Raw genomic sequence first — 19,485 nt, forward strand, 5'->3', positions numbered from 1 at the left:
TTCGGAGAACAATAATTTATTTATTAATATATACACATAAAAACCTAAAACATTTATATTTTCTTTTAATCTAATAACGTGACGAAAGGAGTTAATTATATAATTAATCAGAATAATTCTAAATTCACTAAACAACTTGCATATGTTTAAAATAAAAATTCATACTATTGATTTACCGCCTCTTACGTTTCATTTACTTGCACTATCAAAATACGTACATGATCAACTTTATCACAGGAAATTGAGTACTAGCAATTTACCAGAATTTAATGTATAAAGCAGATAAAATTAATAAGGTAAAAACCATCATTACAACGGTGGAGGATTGTAAACGAAACAGGTGCGAGTCTAATACAAATGCTTTGGTATTTACTTTTTCCCCGGCCAAACTAATGACCACCATTAACAATACCGTAAAAAAGAACGACCAACCCATGCAGATAAAGAAAGGAATTTCGTAAACATTATTGCTGTTCCGGAAGGCGGTGTACAACCAGGTTTCCGGGCCTAGCACATTAGGAGCAAACTGACCAAAGAAAATAGATAAAATAAAACCCGATAGGATACCGGCAATGGCCGCCGCGCCACTGGTTCTTTGCCAGAACATGCCCAGTAAAAAGGTCGCAAACACGCCCGGGCTAATATAACCCGTATATTTATTAATAAAGGTATAACCGCCTTCGCTGCTAATGCCCATCCAATCGTCCCAGGTGAAAATAATGCCTACCACCATGGCAAAAACAATAAAGAAACGGCCTACCCAAACCAATTGCTTCTCGCTGGCATTCCGGTGCAGGTATTCTTTGTAAATATCCAGGGTAAAAATAGTAGAGATGCTATTCGCCTTACCGGCCAAGGAGGCCACTATAGCCGCCGTTAAGGCGGCCAGCGATAAACCTTTAAGTCCGTTGGGCAGAAAACCCAGAATTGCCGAATAAGCCCCATCTTTACTGCCCCCGGCTAACTCCGGTAAGTGTCCGTTTTTATATAATACGTAAGCCACAATGCCGGGCAACATAACAATTACGGGCATTAAGAGTTTTAAAAATCCGGCGAATAAAATACCGGTGCGGGCGGTTTGTAAATCGGCGCCCAATGCCCGTTGAATAATATATTGGTTACAGCCCCAGTAATTTAAATTATTAATCCACACTCCCGCATAATACATAGTAATACCCGGCAAAATCAGGTATTTGTTAATACTTTCCTGCGAAGCGCCCGCGCTGGGTTTGTCAAATATCATATGAAAATGATCGGGAGCGAATTTCATTAAAGTGGTAAAACCGGCTATGGCGCTGCTGCCCAGCCCAAATTTTTCGCTCACCATAGTTAAGGCCATATAAGTAGTAGCCAGCCCGCCAATAAGTAATACGGTCACCTGAATAACATCGGTATACCCAATTACCTTCATGCCGCCCAAAGTAATAAAAATAGCAAATACGGCCAGGCCAATCATTACCAGATGAAAGGATTGGCCGCCTACTAAGCCATTTATAGCCAGGGCGCCCAAGTATAAGATAGAAGTAAGATTGATGAAAATGTACAGAAATAGCCAAAACACCGCCATTATTAAAGCTACCGTGTGGTTGTAACGGGTTTTAAGAAACTGCGGCATGGTGTAAATGTGATTTTTCAGGTAAACCGGAATAAACCAGATAGCCACAATAATCAGCGCCACCGCCGCAATCCATTCGTAAACGGCAACGGCAATTCCCACAAAAAAGCCTTCGCCGGACATGCCAATAAATTGTTCCGCCGAAATGTTAGAAGCAATCAGGGAAGCGCCAATGGCCCACCAGGTTAAAGAACCTTCGGCCAGGAAATAATCTTTGGTATCGGCAACTACTCGCCTTTTTTTCGAATAAATCCAATATCCATAAGATGCCACAAGAATAAAATAGATGATAAATACCAGATAATCAGCTAAAGTAAGCTTGTTGCTCATAGAAGGCCGTAGGTTAGAGGTTACAACGCATTAAAGTAAAGTAATAGTAACGGAAATGTCTGAAAAAGCAATAAAAGAGCTCGCGGTAGTTTAAAACCCCTTAAGCCGCAGGCAACTCATTCAAGCGAGTAGTTACCTGAGTGAATACATCTTGTTACTTAAATATGGGAAGAAAAACCCCTTCTAAGTTAAGAGAAGGGGCTGAAAACAAGATCAAAAATTAAAATTTAAGCGTTGCCGGTAAGTATTTGGCTATCAGATTTTCGTAATAAGGACGAAGTTCCGTCCAATTAGGTGGGGTTGGATTCTTTGAGTATAAATCGTAAGGGTTAAATAATTTTACCCATTTAAACATTTCGTGATCGTGCGCGTCCATTAAGTGGTCATAGGCGTTTTCGCGGTGTTGTGGGTAAAAGGAGTGATAGCGGAGCATGTATAAAGCTGGTTCCGGTAAATAATCTTTCATCATGTGGTACACATATTCATCGTGCCCCCAGGATAAATGCACATTCCGCAAACCGCAATTAGGTTCATAAACGCCGTATTTGGTATTAAATCTTGGGTCATTACTATCCGGATTGTCTTTGAAAAATTCCGGGTAAACAATTTTATCGGAAAATGCGCAGCCTACCGGAAAGGTATCCCCCACTACCGCCCACTGAGGTTCGCCGAATAAGCAAAGCACCTTACCCATATCGTGCATTAAGCCCACCATTACCATCCAATCCGGGTGCCCATCGGCGCGAATAGCTTCGGAAGTTTGCAGTAAATGCTGCATTTGGTCCAGATCGGTATCAGGGTCGGAATCATCTACCAGTTGGTTTAAAAACTGGAAAGCGTCCCAAACCGGCATTTCTTTCTTATCGAAGCGTAAGAAATCTTTCTCCTTCTCCAGCACAAAATCATAGCTCTGGTATCGGTGATTGAGCCGGTAAAATTCTTTTACGGTATCGCGCACGGGAGCTTCGTAATTCCGGTAGGCTTCGGTGGCTTTACCTTGGGCAATTTCTTCCGGGTCCGGATAACGGTCCAGTAAATTTTCTTCCCACTCTTCCAGGCTCTCCAATGGATTCAAGGCGTCTTTTTCGGCTAAGTTCATAACAATTTGCAATTTTATTAAAGTAGAGATTTCTTATCCTGCTAATTTTACTAATTTACTAAAATTTAAAGGCTTATTGTACCTTTTATTGGCTGTTTTATTTACGCAATCGTTTGCCTAAACTTATGCAGCGCTTCTATTGCATTGGCTATTTTGATTTTCGGTACCAGATTACATTATGGAGAAAGTAACCATTAAAAAATTAGCGGAAGAGTTAAACCTTTCGGCATCTACTATTTCCCGGGCCTTGCAGGATAGCTACCAGATTGGCAGCCAGACCAAACAAAGGGTGCTGGAACGGGCGGCTCAACTTAACTACGTCCCGAATTACCACGCCAGCGGTTTACGAAAAAAAGTAAGTAAAACCATTGCTGTAGTTATTCCGGAAGTAGCCGATAGTTTTTTTGCGCAAGCCATAAACGGCATTGAAGCCGTGGCGCAGGATTCAGGATTTCACGTTTTAATCTACTTAACCCACGAAAGTAGCGCCAAAGAACAGGCTATTTTAAAAGAATTTCAAAACGGCCGGGTCGATGGCGTTTTACTTTCTATTACCGCGGAAACTACCCACTACAACTACATTCAAGAACTAATCACCCGCGGTATTCCTTTGGTTTTATTCGATCGGGTTTGTGAAGACATGCTCACCACTAAAATTACTACCAACGATTTTGAAAGCAGCTATTTGGCAACTAAACATTTAATGGACTGCGGCTGCCATTCTATTGCTTTATTATCGGCCTCGAACAGTTTAGCCATTAGTAAAAACCGATTAGCTGGTTACAAGCAAGCTTTAACTGATAGGGGAAGACATTTTAAGGAAAATATTGTTGTAGAGTGCTCTAAAATAGAGGGAAAAAATTATCTATTAATTAAAGAGTTGTTGAGCCGCCCGGACCGGCCCGATGGTATAATGGCGACCGTGGAGAAACAAGCTACCAGTATTTACCAGGTTTGCCGCGAGTTAAATTTACCGATTCCGGAAAAGGTAAAAGTGGTGGGTTTTTCTAATTTACAATCGGCGGCTTATTTAAATCCGGCCCTTACTACCATTACTCAACCCGCTTTTGCTATGGGAAAAGCCGCGGCTACCAGCTTATTTAAAGCCCTTAAAAGAACGAATGGAAGTATAGTTGCCGAAAGCCAGGTATTGTCTTCGGTTTTGCACGTCCGGGATTCCACGTGCCGTCTTTAAATATTTAAGAGTCAACCTCCCAAACAGTTTGCTTTTAGAGTCTAAATACGTAAGCTCTATTAACTAAGAGTATTTTACTATAGAGTTACTACTTTCTATTTACTTAGCTAAATACCTTCCTTATAGAATTTAACTTCATAAGAAAAGAACAGATTACTGATTACGGAATATATTTTTATCCGCTGAAAGTTCCTGTAAATTTGTGGCGTACCTTCCGAATGATACCTTCTCTTTTATTCAATTAATTATTTCATGATAAAAAAAGTTTTCCTCTTTGTCGTCCTTTCCTGGTTTGGTCTTTTCTGGGCCCATGCTCAAACCAAAGAAATTCCCGTTGATAACCTCGGCTTAGTTCCGTTACCTTTAGAAGTTAAAGCTTACGAAGGTAAATTTACTTTGCCCGCTAAAGTAGTAATTGCCGCCAAAACCGCTGACGAACAAAACGTAGCCGGATTTTTAAAAGATTATTTTACGGTACTGGGTAAAGTGGCTACCGTAACCGCCGATGCGAACCTGGCGACGATAAAATTAAAAATCAGCGCGGTTACGGATAAAAATCCCGAAGGGTACCAACTAACGGTAGACCAATCAGGAGCTAGTATAACAGCTTCGGCCGGACCTGGATTATTTTACGGCGCCCAGACGCTGATGCAGCTTTTACCGCCCAAAGCGCAGGAGAATGTGGCCATTCCGTACGTGCGCATCACCGACGAACCGGCTTTTAAATGGCGCGGCAACATGTTAGATGTAGCCCGGCATTTCTTTCCGGTAGCTTTCGTTAAAAAATACATTGATAACTTAGCCACATATAAAATCAATACCTTCCATTGGCACCTCACCGACGACCAAGGCTGGCGCATCGAAATTAAAAAATATCCTAAGCTAACTACCATAAGCGCTTTCCGGAACGAATCTTTAATTGGGCCGCAGCAATTAATGAAAAAGCCCGAAGATTTTAAATACGACGGCCAACCGCACGGTGGCTTTTACACCCAGGAAGAAATTAAAGAGGTGATTGACTATGCCCAGAAACGCTACATTACCATTGTACCGGAAATAGAAATGCCCGGCCATTCGGTATCTGTTTTAGCGGCTTATCCCGAGTTAGCTTGCAAGCCGGGACCCTATCAAACTCGTACTTTATGGGGAATTTCCGAAGATATTGTTTGTCCGTCGGAGCAAACTTTTCAGTTTTTTGAAGATGTGTTAACCGAAGTGGTGCAGTTATTCCCGGGTAAATACGTGCACATCGGCGGCGACGAAGCCCCCAAAGACCGCTGGCGCGAAAGTAACCTGGTAAAAGATGTTATGAAAAAAGAAAAACTGAAAGATGTAGAAAAAGTGCAGGGTTGGTTTAACAACCGCATCGAAAAGTTCTTACTGGCTAAAGGCAAAAAATTAATTGGTTGGGACGAGATTCTGGAAGGTGGTATTTCTCCTAAATCTACAATTATGAGTTGGCGGGGCGAAAAAGGCGGCATTGAAGCCGCCCGCCACGGCAATGAAGTGGTGATGTCGCCGGCCTCGCATTTGTACTTAGATCACGGGCAGAACCCCGTTCCGCATAGCCCAGTAGAGCCTACGATGATTGGCGGTTATTTGCCTTTAGAAAAAGTGTACAGCTATAATCCGCTATCCAGCGAATTAACCCCAGCGCAGCATAAATTTATTCTGGGTACCCAAGCCAACTTATGGACCGAGTACATTACCATCCCGGAAAAAGTAGAATACATGTTATTCCCGAGAATTTTAGCGCTATCGGAGGTAGCCTGGACACCCTACGCAAAAAAAGAGTATTCAAACTTCCTGCAACGCTTGGGTAAACAATTCCCGCGGCTTGACGCTAAAAAAATAATGTACCGGGTACCGGAACCAGTAGGATTAGATGCAAGTAAAATCGTAACGCAAGGCGACAAAGCTATTCTTACCCTTTCTACGCTCTATCCCGATGCTCAGATCCGGTATACTTTGGATGGCTCCGTTCCGAACGAAACCTCGGATGTTTACACCAGACCTTTAGCTATTCCCATTAACCGAAATATAAAAGTTAGAACGGTAACCATTACGCCTAATGGCCGCCATAGTGTACCGGCTGAGGTAGTAATTCCTTAAATATTGATTTTGTTAAGCAAAGAGATAAATGGCAAGACACAAACCTTTAAAAAGTGTTTCACATAACTTCGGGCATTCATTTATTAGCTTAATGAACTACTTAAATGATGACTACTTCTTAGGGCATTTGTTGAAGCAGGTAAGGATAACCAAACTAACTCGGCTTGAAGTAGATATTCTAAATAATAAAGCTAAACCCGAAGAATTACTCACTAAACCAATCCATGATTCTGTAGGATATTGGAATGAGTGGTTTCCTGCTTTGGTCGAGAGTAGTGGCTCAACAATGGAGTTTGTTAAAAAGCAACTTTAGCAATAGAGTTTGACATACAGAATTCTAGATCTTATGCGAATGATAATAGTATTTTGGAGAATTCATTTATCTGTGAGATAAGAATAGTTGACGATAAGGGAAAAGAATACAAACATAGACACGAAGGATGGTGGTTTCCTGAATCATAAAAGAACTACAAGTGCTAACCACACCTATACGGCAGCAATGCCGCCGCAAAGGTACTGTGTCAAAAGTCAAGTTTATTTTCAGAATTTTTTAGGAAGCAGTCAACTCACCAGGTTCTGTTATCCTATGCAGCAAGGGCTTAGGTTCTTGCTGTTTTTTTGTTCGAACTCTGGGTTATAATATTGATTTTTCTGGTAAAGGCTATACATCAAGAGCAACAATTTTCGCTGGACGGCTACTAGAGCTACAATCGGTTTGGCTTTCTTTGGTCGAAGGCGTTGGTAAAATACTTTCAAGGTTGGATTCACGCGTATGGCCGTCATGGAGGGCATGTGCAGCATGCTCCGGATATGCTTGTTGCCTTTCTTGCTGATTTTGGTGCTGCCCCGGAAGTTGCCCGATTCCTTGAGTACCACATCGTAACCCGCATAGCTGGTCAATTGCTTGGCGGAGCTTATTTCATTAAACCCGCAAGTTTCTCCCACTACCGTTGCCGCTGAAAGAAAAGAGACGCCCGGAATGCTTTCCAGATAATCCATCTTTTGGGCCAGCTCTTCATCGGTGGCTACCAACTCCCGCATTTCCTGCTCCACTTCTAACAACTGCTCCTCCAGCATTTTTAAACGCCTGGTATACCTTTTTACTTCTTTTTTATTACTGTAAGCGGCCGTTTCTACGGCGTGTAGCCGGTTTTTCTCCCCATTCTTCTGCTTTAATAAAGATGATCGCTCGCGGCTTAAGGCTTTTAACTGGCGCAGGGTTTTATCGGGTGGAGACCAACGGGTGAGTTTGCGCTCGCAGCCCAGCATGGCTAGCATCCGGCTGTCCAAGGCATCCGTTTTAGAGCGCTGATCCAGGCTCTGGGCATAACGTTTTACCCGGCCTGATTGCATCACACTGATGGCAAACCCTTTCTGGTGCAGGTAGACGGCCAATGCCTCGTGATATACGCCAGTTGCTTCCAGCACCACGACTAGTTTTTCTTTGTTAACCCCCAGCTTGGTTAGCCAGTCGGTTATTTTCTGAAATCCGGCAGAGGTATTAGCGACCTCAGCAATAGAAATAAATTCCTTTTCTAGGTCCTGCCGTAAGGTGCCCAGGCAAACGGCTAAGGTGGCTTTGGCCACATCAATGCCCAGGGCGTGTTTTAATACATCTGCTTTCATAGGTTAATTGTTTTTAAAACCAGATTACTCTCTTCAACGCCTTTGCTCGTTTTTGATTCGGCCTTATCAAACGGACCTAGGTACTGTTCAAGCTCTAAAGAAAGTAGATAGCAGGGTGGAAATTCTATGCGGCGGCATCATAAACATGTGCCCAGCCAAGTCCACCCTATCCCTGCTACCTGATTTTTGTTAGAATTAATTTATTTATATTTAACCTACATACATAAGAAAAAGCTAACATACGAGCTAAGTCCGGTTAAGCGAAGAGATAGAGAATGATAATAAAAGGTTACCCGGAGCTAATATTTTAGAATTAGTCGGGTAACCTTTTTATTTTAAGGGAAAGATCTGTTTTTTAATTAGTTTAACGCAAAAGAAAATTAACGATAAAAAAGTAGCAAATTAGTAGTTTAAATACACCTTGTTTTAATCTTCCGGTGTCTTTATTAAGTAATCGGGTTAACTAAACTAGTATAAGTGATAAAAAATTAAGTATTTTAAGATTAAAACTATCATAAAGTAACTCCAACCATGACTCTACCAGAAGCAAACTCCAGGCGGAAATTCCTTAAAACTTCCATTTCGGCCCTGGCCGGTATCACCATTGTTCCCCGTCATGTTTTAGGCGGTAAAGGGTATCTTGCTCCGAGCGATCACCTTACCAAAGGTATTATCGGGGTGGGTTCTATGGGCCGGGGCCATATTCCTTATGCCGGCACCAAGGTGGTAGCTATTTGCGACGTAGAGCAAAACCATATAAAAATTGCTTTAGATAAAATTGGCAGTACGGTTAAAACTTTTTCGGATTACCGCGAGCTGATTCAATTACCGGAAGTGGATATTGTGCATATTGCCACCCCACCGCATTGGCACGGCATTATGGCCGCCGACGCAGCCCGGGCTGGTAAAGATATCTGGTGCGAAAAACCCATGACCCGGACTATTGGCGAAGGCAAGCGAGTGGTAGAAGCGGTGCAGCAACACGGCCGAATTTTCCGGTTAAATACCTGGTTCCGGTTCCAGGATATGTTCTACGGCATGCGCACTCCGGTTAAACCCATCAAGAAATTAGTAGAAAGTGGTTTATTGGGCTGGCCTTTAAAAGTTACCGTTGGCGCTACCACCGGCTACGACTGGAAGTTCTACTGGGTAGGTAAAACAAACCTGGATCCTATGCCGGTACCGGCTACCCTGGATTACGATGCCTGGCTGGGACCGGCGCCTTACAAACCTTATAACCCGCACCGCGTGCACCAAACTTTCCGGGGATACTGGGACTATGATGGCGGCGGTTTAGGCGATATGGGCCAGCATTATTTAGACCCTATCCAGTATTTCCTGGGTAAGGATGATACTAGCCCGGTTTCGGTGGAGGTAGATGCACCCCAACAGCATACGGATGCCGTAGGTACCTGGCGCCGGATTACGTACACCTATGCCGATGGCTGCCAGATTATTTTAGACGGCGAAGGCAAAGACACGAATGCCGCTTACATTGAAGGCCCTAAAGGGAAACTGTATCCTGGTTTCCGGTCGGATATTCCGGAACTAGAGAAAAAACTTGCTGCTTTCCCGGACCCGCAACCGCAAGTAACGGATTTTGTAGATGCCGTTAAAAACCGGAAGAAGTTTGCCTTAAACGAAGAAAATGGTCACCGTTCCTGCACCATTGTCAACATGGGACTCGCCGCTTTAAAATTAGGCCGTTCGCTCAAATACGATCCGGTAAAACAAGAATTCATCGATGATGAAGGTGCCAACCGCCTCATTGACCAACCCATGCGCGCGCCATTTGTGATTTAAATAGTATCTGCGGATTATCAGACTAAAGACGCAAAGTTGCTTCTAATTAGCTTTTGTAGAGCAAAACAACCATCTGTAAGCGTTAATAAATCTTTTATCCAGTTAGCTATGCAACATTAAGCAATTCAAAGTGCAGGATTGACGATTTTGTGTTTGAGCGTAGCGAGTTGAAAATCGTCTTGACTTTTTTGGTTCTATTTGTGTCAAGACAAAAAGAACAAATACTTCAACAATGAAACAACTCACTTTATAATCAAAGCAATAAAGCTAGCTATGCGAACATTTATTTTTGATTTTACCCCTTCGTTATACATGAAAAAACTTTCCTTAATATTTCTTTCTTTTCTATTAGTTTCGGGCAGTTTAAAAGCCCAGACTAAAGTCGATAACCGGACTATTTCTACCCGCATTGCCGATGTTTTGGCGCAGTTCCCGGCCCAAGATGCCCAGCAATTAGCTACCAACATGAACGAGGTGGGTGCCTTGGGAGAAGCCGGCTTAGTAGAAATAGCTAAAATGCTGGTTCCCCCTGGTCAAGGGGATAATTCTAAAATACAATATGCTTTAGGCGGTTTTTCTTATTATGTAACACAGGGCAACCGCGAAAATCTACGAGCCATGGCGGCCAATGCCTACGTGAAAGCTTTGGACCAGGTAACCGATCCGATCAATAAAACTTTTTTAATTTTTCAGCTGCAAATGGTCGGTAAAGACGAAGCCGTAGCAGCTCTAATTAAAAACTTGGGAAACGATCAGGTTTGTGGTCCGGCTGCCCGGGCGCTGGTTAAAATAAATACCGCATCGGCCAAAACAGCTTTATTAAATGCCTTGTCCCAATCTCAAGGAACTTGCCAAATGTCGTTAGTAGAGGCGTTAGGTGATTCGCGCGATGCGGCCGCTGTATCGGCTATCAGTAAATTAGTTAGCAGCAGCGATCCGAAAATGAAAAAAGTGGCGCTTTTTGCCTTAGCTAACATTGGGGACCCTGCCGCCGAACCGGTATTAGCCGCCGAAGCCGAAAAAGCAGGTTTTGCTTACCAGAATGCCAATGCCACGGCCGCTTATCTGCGTTGGGCCGAAACCATGCTCGCCGCCGGCAATAAAAGCCAGGTAGAGAAAATGGCGCAAACTTTATTAAGCAAAACTACTCAGGATAACCAGGTTCCTACCCGCATTGCGGCTTTAAAATTTTTGGTCAGAATTCAGGGAGAGCAGAGTTTACCTTTATTGTTAACCGCCGCGAACGATAATAATCAAGCCTACCGGGTAGCAGCCTTAACCCAAGCGACCGAATTTAAAACCGGCACCTCGGAGTGGTTAACTGCCCTGAAAAAAGCTAAACCAGCCGCCAAAGCAGATATTATTAATTTTTTTGGTATCCGTCAGGATGCGGCGGCTTTACCGGCCTTGCTTAAAGCCGTAAAAAATAAAAAACAAGATGTTAAAGTAGCCGCCATAATTGCCGCCGGAAAAGTAGGTCAGGAAGCCGCTTTGCCAGCTATTATAAAAGCCATGCGCAAAGGAGATTCTACGGTGGTGCAGACAGCCCAAACGGCAATTCTCACCATGAAAGGTACCAATGTAGTGCCACAGGTAAGCCAAGCCTTGCCAAAGATGAAAGAACCTGCCCGGGCAGCCTTATTAGAAGTTTTAGGATCGCGAAAAGCTTCCGAGCAAATTAATGTGGTACTGGCTCAGGCTAAAAGCAAAAATCCGGAAGTAGAGTTAGCGGCCTTAACCGCCTTAAAAGATATGGCTACCCAGGAGAATTTAACCTCTTTGTATCCCTTGTTATTAGCTGCTGACCGGCCGGAAGAAGTAACCGTTATGCAGGAGGCCATTTACAACGCCGTAAAAGGTGAAAGCGATAAAGCCAAGCAGACCGATATTATCCTGCAGCAAATGGCGCAGGCGCCCGCCGATAAAAAATTATTGTATTATTCGGTTTTAAGCAAAATTGGTGGTAAAAAAGCCCTACAAACCGTAGTTACTAACTTTAAATCCGGGAACGATGAAACCAAGAAAGCCGCTTTTGCCGCTTTAGGCAACTGGACGGATTTTAGCGCGGCCACTGAAATCTTTAATATTGCGCAATCTGATCCAAATTCATCTTATTTTGACCAGGCTTTGCGGGGATATGTTCGTCAGGTAAGTACAGCTAAATTCCCGGCAGAGCAAAAATTATTGCTGTTAACCAAAGTAATGGATATTGCCAAAACCAGCGATCAAAAAACCGTTATCCTGCGCGAAGTAGGTAAAAGCCCAACTTATTTATCGTTGTTACTAGCCGGTAAATATTTAGACGATCCGGCTTTAAACCAGGTAGCCGCCGATGCTGTTACCAACATTGCTTTAAATAACAAAAACATTTTCGGGCAGGATGTACGCGATTTGCTGAACAAAGCAATGAGTGCCATGCAAGGCGCCGAAGTAGAATATACCAAAGCAAACATCCGCAAGTTACTCGACGAAATGCCCAAAGAACCCGGTTTTGTATCTATGTTTAACGGCACAGATTTAACTGGCTGGAAAGGTTTAGTAGCTGACCCTATTAAGCGGTCGAAAATGGATGCGAAGACTTTGGCCGCCGCCCAACAAAAAGCCGATGAGCAAATGCGGCAAGATTGGCAGGTTAAGAACGGCGAAATTGTATTTGTTGGAAAAGGGTTTGATAACCTGACTACCGTAAAAAAATACGCTGATTTTGAAATGCTAGTGGATTGGAAAATCTACGACGACGGGAAAAAAGAAGGCGATGCCGGTATTTACCTACGCGGTACTCCGCAAGTGCAGATGTGGGACACGGCCCGCGTGAAAGACGGCGCTCAGGTAGGTTCCGGGGGTTTGTACAACAATAAGGTAAATCCTAGTAAGCCATTGAAAGTAGCGGATAATCCTTTGGGCGAATGGAATAACTTTCGGATTCTGATGCAAGGAGATCGGGTAACCGTTTACCTGAATGGCGAACTGGTAACCGATAACGTAATTTTGGAAAATTATTGGGATGCCAAGCTGCCGATATTCCCCCAAGAACAAATTGAACTGCAGGCGCACGGTTCACCAGTTGGTTACCGCAACCTATATATCCGGGAAATTCCTCGCCCCAAACCTTACCAGCTGAGTGCAGCTGAAGAAAAAGAAGGGTATAAAATTTTGTTTGATGGCACCAACATGCACGAGTGGCAAGGCAATACCATTGATTACACCATTGATGCAGGCACTATGTTGGTTTCACCGAAGCCAGGCAGCCGGGGAAATTTATACACGAAAGATCAATACAGCGACTTTGTTTTCCGGTTTGAGTTCCAATTAACTCCTGGAGCTAATAATGGATTAGGAATTAGAGCGCCTTTAGAAGGCGATGCCGCCTACACCGGTATCGAATTACAAATCTTAGACAACGAAGCGGATATTTACAAAGCTTTACAACCTTACCAATACCACGGCTCGGCCTACGGTATTTTGCCCGCTAAACGCGGGTACCTAAAGCCAATAGGCGAGTGGAACTACCAGGAAGTAATGGTAAAGGGTCCGAAAATAAAAGTAATTCTAAACGGTACTACCATCTTAGATGGCGACCTAACCGAAGCCCGCAAAAACGGCACCGCCGATCATAAAGATCATCCGGGCATCAATCGCGACTCAGGTTATATTGGTTTTCTGGGCCATGGCTCTACTTTAGCTTTCCGGAACATCCGGATTAAAGATTTAAGCAAGAAATTAGCCGTTAAATAATATTTTATCTGTCCTGCAACAAGAAACTATAGCTCAGCAGCAAATTAGTTGTTTCCTGCTGCAGGACAGATGATTTAAATATTGTTGTTATAAAATTTCCTAGCTACAACTTTAGAGATAAGGTTAATTTTGATCGAAATCAATAAAAAATTTCACCTTCCATTTACTCACAACAAAGAAATTAGAAGTGCAACGGTGCTTTTAGGTTCTCCCTCCCAAGTAAGCCTAAGTAAATTATTTTAATCGCCCTACCCAGTAAAATTATCACATAACATTATAGTAGTTATTTCCGGATTGTTGGATTTTATAAGCCGAACAACGAACAACTACTGACAACTTTTCAATTAGTTAAAGTTGCTATTTAAATTTTGCTTTTACCAGGTAAAGCAAAAGCTTACCTGGTAAAAACAGGTTATGGAATGAATAACCTTTTTCATTGAAATTCTTGCCGGCTTGGGGGTAGCCAGTTTGGGAAACACCCGTAAATTCGGGCTTTAAATATTTGCTTATTGTTCCCGCCGATAGTAGGTAGCTTGCCGTTCTTTTTTTCTAAAAAAATACAGATTGAAAACAGAAGCTCAAAAAGTTCTGGCTTGCTTCTTTAAGGAATAATACGTATACAATCCATCTCCCATTTTTAAACAACTTAGTTCGACTTCCTGGCAACTATTTCCCCTACCCTTTCCGTCTTGTGGTAAACTATTATCCTGCCATTAAACCACTAGAGCTATGCTGAATTTAAAAGACTTCAATCATTTAACCCATTTAGAAAAAATGGTGTATCTTAAAAAATGGGGAACGTATTTAGCTATTCGCCGGACTAATGTATTTGAGATTAAGCTCTATTATTTGCATAATTTCTATGTAGAACTTTATTGCCGGCCTGCTTATGGCACCTGTGAATACATTGGCAATTTTCAGGATACTACCATGCTGGAACCATACCTGAATAAGATTAAACTAGATATATATTCTTAGGTTTGTCTTCGGTAAATTGTATGTTAATTTTACAACCCCGGAACCTGTTGTAATAGGCTCAGGCAATTATAAATCTTCACAAATTAGTTTAACCATTTAAACTAATTTGGGTACCGGCAAACTCTTTACCCATTCCTCCCTGACCTACCTTATTCCCGAGTAATTAGCGGATAAAAAATGGCCATTTGTCTCGTGGAATAATTTTATCGTAAAAGTTTTTATTCCCGCCTCTAAAAACGTAGTCTGGCATAATATTTATAATTACATATATAAATCATAATCAATATAATATGCTAAAATCTTTACTCACTTTTACTCTAATTCTCGTATTTATAGCTGGTTCTAAAAAGAACGAGGAAAAGGACAATCTTTTTATCTAATTTCTATCCATTTATACGTAAGCCATTATGAATTTATACGATTTTTTTAGTTGCGATCACGAGGAACGGGCAGAGTTAGTTTGTACCCAGGGCGAGTTAGTAATAGTTCGTGGAAGCGGGGCTTACCGTATTTGTCTTTATACCATGGGCAGATTTTTTGCGGAAGTATGGTACCGGGCAGACAATAACGAGGTAGATCTGGTAAGAGGCTTTAAATCTTTGGATATGCTGGAGCCTTACCTGGAGTTGGTAAACTTATCGGAAATAACAGAAGATTAGTGATGAACGAATATCAGTGGATAGTAGCAGTAACCGTAATTGCCTGGTTAATCTGGGTTAGCATAGAATGGTTAAAGCAGCGATGGACATCGAAACCAAATAATCGGCGTAAATACAAAAGCTTATAACTATTTAATTTAAAATTTTCTTAAAGATATTTTCCGGCAAAGATCAATACCTTGAGTTTGTTCTTTGCCGGAATTACGATCCTAAAAAATAAAAAGCCACTCTCCCGGGTGGCTTTTTTCATTTCCAATGTTGTAATAATTTAAAAATTATCGGCTTACCATTTCCGATTTTTAGCATCTTTGCTTTATATTTAAGTATGTTTAACCATTCAGGCAGATACTAAGTAAGAAAAAGGTTAAAGTTAAACATTATTTTTACCGGCTTGTTTACCGAAGAAGTTACAGTTGATTTTGGCGGATAGTTCTAAATTTTACGTAGTTTTCCGCTGCTTTACCTGTTAGTCTATTTTACCTGTACAGCTATGGGACTTTTTGATATTGTATTAAACCCAACTCAACCGCCAATCATCTATACTCCCAAGTCTGAACCCGAAGCCTGGTTAGCCATTATGTTTAGCTGCATGGCAGTAGATGAAGATATTTCTGAGGCCGAGACGAATAAACTTTCTCAGATAATGGTGGCTAAAACTCTTTTCCAGAACATAGACAAAGTAGCGCTGTACGAAAAGGTTATGAACCTGCAATTGCAACTGGGCAGTAAAGAACTTATCGATCGAAGCGTAGAAAAAGTGGCGGAGGAAAATAAACCTACCTTATTTGCTCTTATCGTAGAGTTATTGTTAGCCGATGGCATCTTGGCCGATAAAGAAAAGGAAATTACCGACTACCTGGCCAGCGCTTTGGATTTAGAGGAACACCTGGCGACAAAAATTATCCAGGTAATTTTGATAAAAAACAAAGATAATATTCAACTCTGATGGCCCTACCTATAGCGCTATAAAACTTACTTCCATTTACGTACTCGAAAGAGAAACGGAAATACATTTAAAGAAATATTTAGTTTTTAGAGCCATTAGCAAGTTCTACGAAAGTTAAAGGAATCCACTGCTACTAAGAACAACTAAAAATTAAGCTTCCTCCGAAGGTACGAACCACTCCATGGCCTTGGCGCTGGTAGTAAAGTTTTTAAATGCAATAGGTAATTTAAGTTCTCGCCTAAGCTCGCTGGAAAGCTTAGCCGAATTTTCTTCTCACTTTTTATCGGATGTTCCTACCCACGCTACCTTCTTTAAATTAGTATTCATTAAATCCATCCCGAAGCGAAGAGTAATGGTTTTATAGACATCCTCTTCCACCTCAATAATTGATTTGCTCGAATCTAACAGCAGATTTTTATGTGGTAATTTCTAATATTTTCCACAATAAGATTTAAGCAAAAACTCACTTCCGACATCCCAAATTCCCGGACATCCGGCATACTGGTTATCAGAACGTCCTTTGCCGGACTATAATCAAGCGTAATAATCGTACTATAAAGGAGCAAGTATTTAATCGTTTACAGACAAATAAGCAAAATTACTATTTTAAAATCACTACTTTTCTACCAGGTTTACTCAGTGCTTAATCAAATTAAAAATTAGAAAGGATGAATGAGAAGGCCAGACTAAAAAGGGGATAAAGCTAGAATTGGTACCAACTTTATTTCTACAAATTAAATTGGAATAGCACAAGTACTTCTCCAAAGTAGATAGTAAAATAAGGCTTATGGATGAAGTAAATAGAAGAAGCACCCAATCCTCATTCATCCTTTCTAATTTTTAATTTAATTAAGCACTAAGTTAAAGATGGCGTTCCCTTTATCCCACTTTATAAATATCGGAATCCTACAGCTAATGAATTAATACTTCTGATTATCAAACAAGTAAAATAGTGTTGTAACGAAAGCCGGCCTTCCTCGTCCTAAATTTTATGATACATAACTATTTATAAATCAATATATTACTTTATAATTATGAAAGAAAACGAGGAAAACCAATCTGCTATGCAAAACCCCCAGGAGCAGTATCCGCAACCACCTTTCTCGGAGAAAGAACAATCTGTACCCGGTACCGAGGCCGAAATGCAAACCAAGCCCGATCACGGCGAAGACTCTTATCAGGGATGCGGAAAACTGACCGGGCGAAAAGCAATTATTACGGGCGGAGATTCGGGAATTGGGCGGGCGGTTGCGATAGCTTTTGCCCGCGAAGGAGCAGATGTACTCATTTCTTATTTGAACGAAGACGAAGACGCCCGGGAAACGGCTAAATACGTGGAAGCGGCTGGCCGCAAAGCCGTTTTGGTACCCGGTGATATTAGCGAAGAAACCCATTGTAAACACGTCGTTCAACGCGCAGTAGAAGAACTCGGCGGACTCGACATACTGGTAAATAATGCGGCTTTCCAGATGGAACGGGAAAGCTTGCAGGAAATTTCAACCGAAGAATGGGACCGGACGTTTAAAACCAATATTTATTCGATGTTTTATTTGTGCAAGGCCGCCGAACCGTACCTGAAACCGGGGAGCACCGTCGTTAATACTACTTCCGTTAATGCTTACAAAGCTCCTCCTAAATTAATACCGTATTCGGCAACGAAAGCGGCTATTCAAAATTTTACGGCTAGTACGGCCCAGCTTTGGGCAGATAAAGGTATCCGGGTAAATTGCGTAGCTCCCGGTCCTATCTGGACGCCCCTTATTCCTGCTACTATGTCGCCGGACCATGTTAAAAACTTTGGCGAAAGTGTACCCCTGAAACGGGCCGGTCAGCCGGCGGAACTGGCGCCCATTTTTGTTTTATTAGCTTCACAAGACTCTAGTTACATGACGGGCTCTACGGTGCAAGTAACGGGTGGTTATCCAACTATCTAAGCGGGTAAGTTAAAAGTGGTATTTTCAAAATTTAACAATTTCCGGCCAGGAACAGGCGTTTCCTTATCGGTTAAGGGAACAACACTGCAAAAAATACTTTCGCAAGGTGGGTTCGACACAAAAATAGCTTATTTTTCCGTCAGCTGGTGAGGATATAATTGAAACAGAACAAATGAAGTAGTTGCTAGAGAAGGTTACTCTATTGAATTTAGTACTATTTTAGATTTGTTTGTCAGTAGCTATTCCCTTCTACCAATAGGACCTTTTTAAGATGCCAAACAAAGTGCTCCTAATTACACTATCTTACTAATTTCCAAATTAACGTCCACCGGCGGAACATTTGTTTTCTTTTTCTCTACCGACAGGAATAAAGAGCCAAATATGGCCAGGCAAATGCCAATCAATTCGATGGAGGCCAGCTTTTCGCCCAATAAAAGAATAGCTAGAATTATAGTAAAAACCGGCTGTAATGCCCCCGCAATGGTGGTTACCTGCGAGGCTTTGCCTTCGGCCCGGTAGGCAGCAAAACTGGCCAGCACGCCTAAGCCGTTCAACATGCCGGCTAAAGTGCCTACCCAAAGTGTTTGCCGGGAAAAGTTAAATTCAACCAGGCCAAAAACTATAAAGCCACCTGCCATCAGCGCGGAGGAGAGAATAAAACTAAGGTAAGACCATTCGGCGGAAATGTAATTGGTAGTTACTTTTTGCGCCGCACTGAAAAACCCCCAGAATAACAGGGCAATAAACGCATACAAGAGCCATACTTTTAAGCCTAATTCTTGCCAAAATAATCCTGGATTATCTAAAATCTGAGATTGCCCCGAAAGCATAATAATGGCCGGTACGATAATCACTATACCAATGGCGTTGAGCCAGTGCATTTTCTCTTTGAACACCAGCAACGCAATCACGATAGTAATTAAAGGATACAAATTAGTAACCGGAATTACTACCGCCGCTTGCCCGCCGGTGCTGAACGACTGGAAAACGGCCACATTCCCAACCACCGCCAGCACTCCGGCCACAATGCCCCAGATGATTCCTTTCGTACTTATTTCCTTTACTTTACATTTCCGGATTATAAATGGCAGGGTAAACAACATACCAATGGAAAAAAGGAAGTGATTGGTGAAAGGGGTAATATCGCTGGAAATAAACTTGGCCAACACGCCCCAAACACCCCAGCAAAGCGCAGCCAGGATGGCAAAAACTAACCAAAGCCTTTCTTTAAAATATTGCATCATACATTATCTTTTAGTTGTAAAAGGGGATAGAATAAAATATCTGTTGGCATAGCTGTGGCTTTTGTTTTGACTATAGCTTGAGTTGTTTCATTTCCTCTGCTATTGTTCTTTTTGCCTTGACACAAAGTAAGAGGGCCCCTACCCCCACTTGCTCCGCTCAAACACAAAATCGTCAAGCCTTGCACCTGGCTGAGGCTGTTTGTTGCATA

At 42.1% G+C, this 19,485-nt stretch carries 14 protein-coding genes; 10 read left to right on the top strand and 4 right to left on the bottom strand.

Annotation, left to right across the window (positions count from 1 at the left end; all coding sequences use genetic code 11):
• Positions 1-256 precede the first annotated feature (256 nt).
• Positions 257-1,945: a sodium:solute symporter family transporter gene (locus tag AHMF7605_RS11030; protein ID WP_106929247.1), complete on the bottom strand. Its 1,689-nt coding sequence runs from the start codon at positions 1,943-1,945 to the stop codon at positions 257-259.
• A gap of 220 nt (positions 1,946-2,165) precedes the next feature.
• Positions 2,166-3,044 carry an inositol oxygenase family protein gene (locus AHMF7605_RS11035; protein WP_106929249.1) on the bottom strand — a complete coding sequence of 293 codons (879 nt, stop codon included), beginning with the start codon at positions 3,042-3,044 and terminating at the stop codon, positions 2,166-2,168.
• Positions 3,045-3,222: 178 nt separating this feature from the next.
• Here AHMF7605_RS11035 and AHMF7605_RS11040 point away from each other — a divergent pair, with 178 nt between their 5' ends.
• The 3 genes from AHMF7605_RS11040 to AHMF7605_RS11050 all read left to right on the top strand — a co-directional run bounded on the left by AHMF7605_RS11040 (position 3,223) and on the right by AHMF7605_RS11050 (position 6,664).
• Positions 3,223-4,239, top strand: a complete 1,017-nt coding sequence (locus tag AHMF7605_RS11040) for a LacI family DNA-binding transcriptional regulator (protein ID WP_106929251.1) — start codon at positions 3,223-3,225, stop codon at positions 4,237-4,239.
• A gap of 252 nt (positions 4,240-4,491) precedes the next feature.
• Positions 4,492-6,351, top strand: coding sequence for a beta-N-acetylhexosaminidase (locus tag AHMF7605_RS11045; protein ID WP_106929253.1), 1,860 nt, complete (start codon positions 4,492-4,494; stop codon positions 6,349-6,351).
• Between the two features lie 28 nt (positions 6,352-6,379).
• Positions 6,380-6,664, top strand: coding sequence for a hypothetical protein (locus AHMF7605_RS11050; RefSeq protein ID WP_106929255.1), 285 nt, complete (start codon positions 6,380-6,382; stop codon positions 6,662-6,664).
• Between the two features lie 266 nt (positions 6,665-6,930).
• On the opposite strand, the gene AHMF7605_RS11055 is transcribed toward AHMF7605_RS11050, so the two are convergent.
• Complete coding sequence (locus AHMF7605_RS11055) at positions 6,931-7,977, bottom strand: IS110 family RNA-guided transposase (RefSeq protein WP_106929257.1); 1,047 nt, start codon at positions 7,975-7,977, stop codon at positions 6,931-6,933.
• Between the two features lie 531 nt (positions 7,978-8,508).
• Here AHMF7605_RS11055 and AHMF7605_RS11060 point away from each other — a divergent pair.
• From AHMF7605_RS11060 to AHMF7605_RS11090, 7 genes are all read left to right on the top strand, one after another.
• A complete protein-coding gene (locus tag AHMF7605_RS11060) occupies positions 8,509-9,780 on the top strand; it encodes a Gfo/Idh/MocA family oxidoreductase (RefSeq protein ID WP_106929259.1) in 1,272 nt (423 codons plus the stop codon).
• A 273-nt stretch (positions 9,781-10,053) separates the two neighbouring features.
• Positions 10,054-13,515 (top strand): DUF1080 domain-containing protein, encoded by a 3,462-nt coding sequence (locus tag AHMF7605_RS11065; RefSeq protein ID WP_233219009.1) that lies wholly within the window; start codon positions 10,054-10,056, stop codon positions 13,513-13,515.
• Between the two features lie 729 nt (positions 13,516-14,244).
• A complete protein-coding gene (locus AHMF7605_RS11070; protein ID WP_106929261.1) occupies positions 14,245-14,493 on the top strand; it encodes a hypothetical protein in 249 nt (82 codons plus the stop codon).
• A 407-nt stretch (positions 14,494-14,900) separates the two neighbouring features.
• Positions 14,901-15,152 carry a hypothetical protein gene (locus tag AHMF7605_RS11075; RefSeq protein WP_106929263.1) on the top strand — a complete coding sequence of 84 codons (252 nt, stop codon included), beginning with the start codon at positions 14,901-14,903 and terminating at the stop codon, positions 15,150-15,152.
• Between the two features lie 490 nt (positions 15,153-15,642).
• Positions 15,643-16,098 (top strand): tellurite resistance TerB family protein, encoded by a 456-nt coding sequence (locus tag AHMF7605_RS11080; RefSeq protein ID WP_106929265.1) that lies wholly within the window; start codon positions 15,643-15,645, stop codon positions 16,096-16,098.
• Between the two features lie 181 nt (positions 16,099-16,279).
• Positions 16,280-16,462, top strand: a complete 183-nt coding sequence (locus AHMF7605_RS11085) for a hypothetical protein (RefSeq protein WP_106929267.1) — start codon at positions 16,280-16,282, stop codon at positions 16,460-16,462.
• Positions 16,463-17,132: 670 nt separating this feature from the next.
• Positions 17,133-18,032: an SDR family oxidoreductase gene (locus AHMF7605_RS11090; protein ID WP_106929269.1), complete on the top strand. Its 900-nt coding sequence runs from the start codon at positions 17,133-17,135 to the stop codon at positions 18,030-18,032.
• Between the two features lie 293 nt (positions 18,033-18,325).
• Here AHMF7605_RS11090 and AHMF7605_RS11095 read toward each other — a convergent pair whose 3' ends face one another.
• On the bottom strand, positions 18,326-19,276 hold the full coding sequence (locus AHMF7605_RS11095; protein WP_106929271.1) for a DMT family transporter: 951 nt from the start codon (positions 19,274-19,276) through the stop codon (positions 18,326-18,328).
• Between the last annotated feature and the right edge of the window lie 209 nt (positions 19,277-19,485).

The sequence above is a fragment of the Adhaeribacter arboris genome (assembly GCF_003023845.1).
In the GTDB taxonomy this organism is placed as follows: domain Bacteria; phylum Bacteroidota; class Bacteroidia; order Cytophagales; family Hymenobacteraceae; genus Adhaeribacter; species Adhaeribacter arboris.

Coding starts and splice junctions, on each gene's coding strand:
- AHMF7605_RS11070 (WP_106929261.1), top strand. CDS start 14,245: ATGCTGAATTTAAAAGACTTCAATCATTTAACCCATTTAGAAAAAATG.
- AHMF7605_RS11040 (WP_106929251.1), top strand. CDS start 3,223: ATGGAGAAAGTAACCATTAAAAAATTAGCGGAAGAGTTAAACCTTTCG.
- AHMF7605_RS11035 (WP_106929249.1), bottom strand. CDS start 3,044: ATGAACTTAGCCGAAAAAGACGCCTTGAATCCATTGGAGAGCCTGGAA.
- AHMF7605_RS11060 (WP_106929259.1), top strand. CDS start 8,509: ATGACTCTACCAGAAGCAAACTCCAGGCGGAAATTCCTTAAAACTTCC.
- AHMF7605_RS11085 (WP_106929267.1), top strand. CDS start 16,280: ATGGCCTTGGCGCTGGTAGTAAAGTTTTTAAATGCAATAGGTAATTTA.
- AHMF7605_RS11065 (WP_233219009.1), top strand. CDS start 10,054: ATGCGAACATTTATTTTTGATTTTACCCCTTCGTTATACATGAAAAAA.
- AHMF7605_RS11095 (WP_106929271.1), bottom strand. CDS start 19,276: ATGATGCAATATTTTAAAGAAAGGCTTTGGTTAGTTTTTGCCATCCTG.
- AHMF7605_RS11045 (WP_106929253.1), top strand. CDS start 4,492: ATGATAAAAAAAGTTTTCCTCTTTGTCGTCCTTTCCTGGTTTGGTCTT.
- AHMF7605_RS11075 (WP_106929263.1), top strand. CDS start 14,901: ATGAATTTATACGATTTTTTTAGTTGCGATCACGAGGAACGGGCAGAG.
- AHMF7605_RS11090 (WP_106929269.1), top strand. CDS start 17,133: ATGAAAGAAAACGAGGAAAACCAATCTGCTATGCAAAACCCCCAGGAG.
- AHMF7605_RS11050 (WP_106929255.1), top strand. CDS start 6,380: ATGGCAAGACACAAACCTTTAAAAAGTGTTTCACATAACTTCGGGCAT.
- AHMF7605_RS11080 (WP_106929265.1), top strand. CDS start 15,643: ATGGGACTTTTTGATATTGTATTAAACCCAACTCAACCGCCAATCATC.
- AHMF7605_RS11055 (WP_106929257.1), bottom strand. CDS start 7,977: ATGAAAGCAGATGTATTAAAACACGCCCTGGGCATTGATGTGGCCAAA.
- AHMF7605_RS11030 (WP_106929247.1), bottom strand. CDS start 1,945: ATGAGCAACAAGCTTACTTTAGCTGATTATCTGGTATTTATCATCTAT.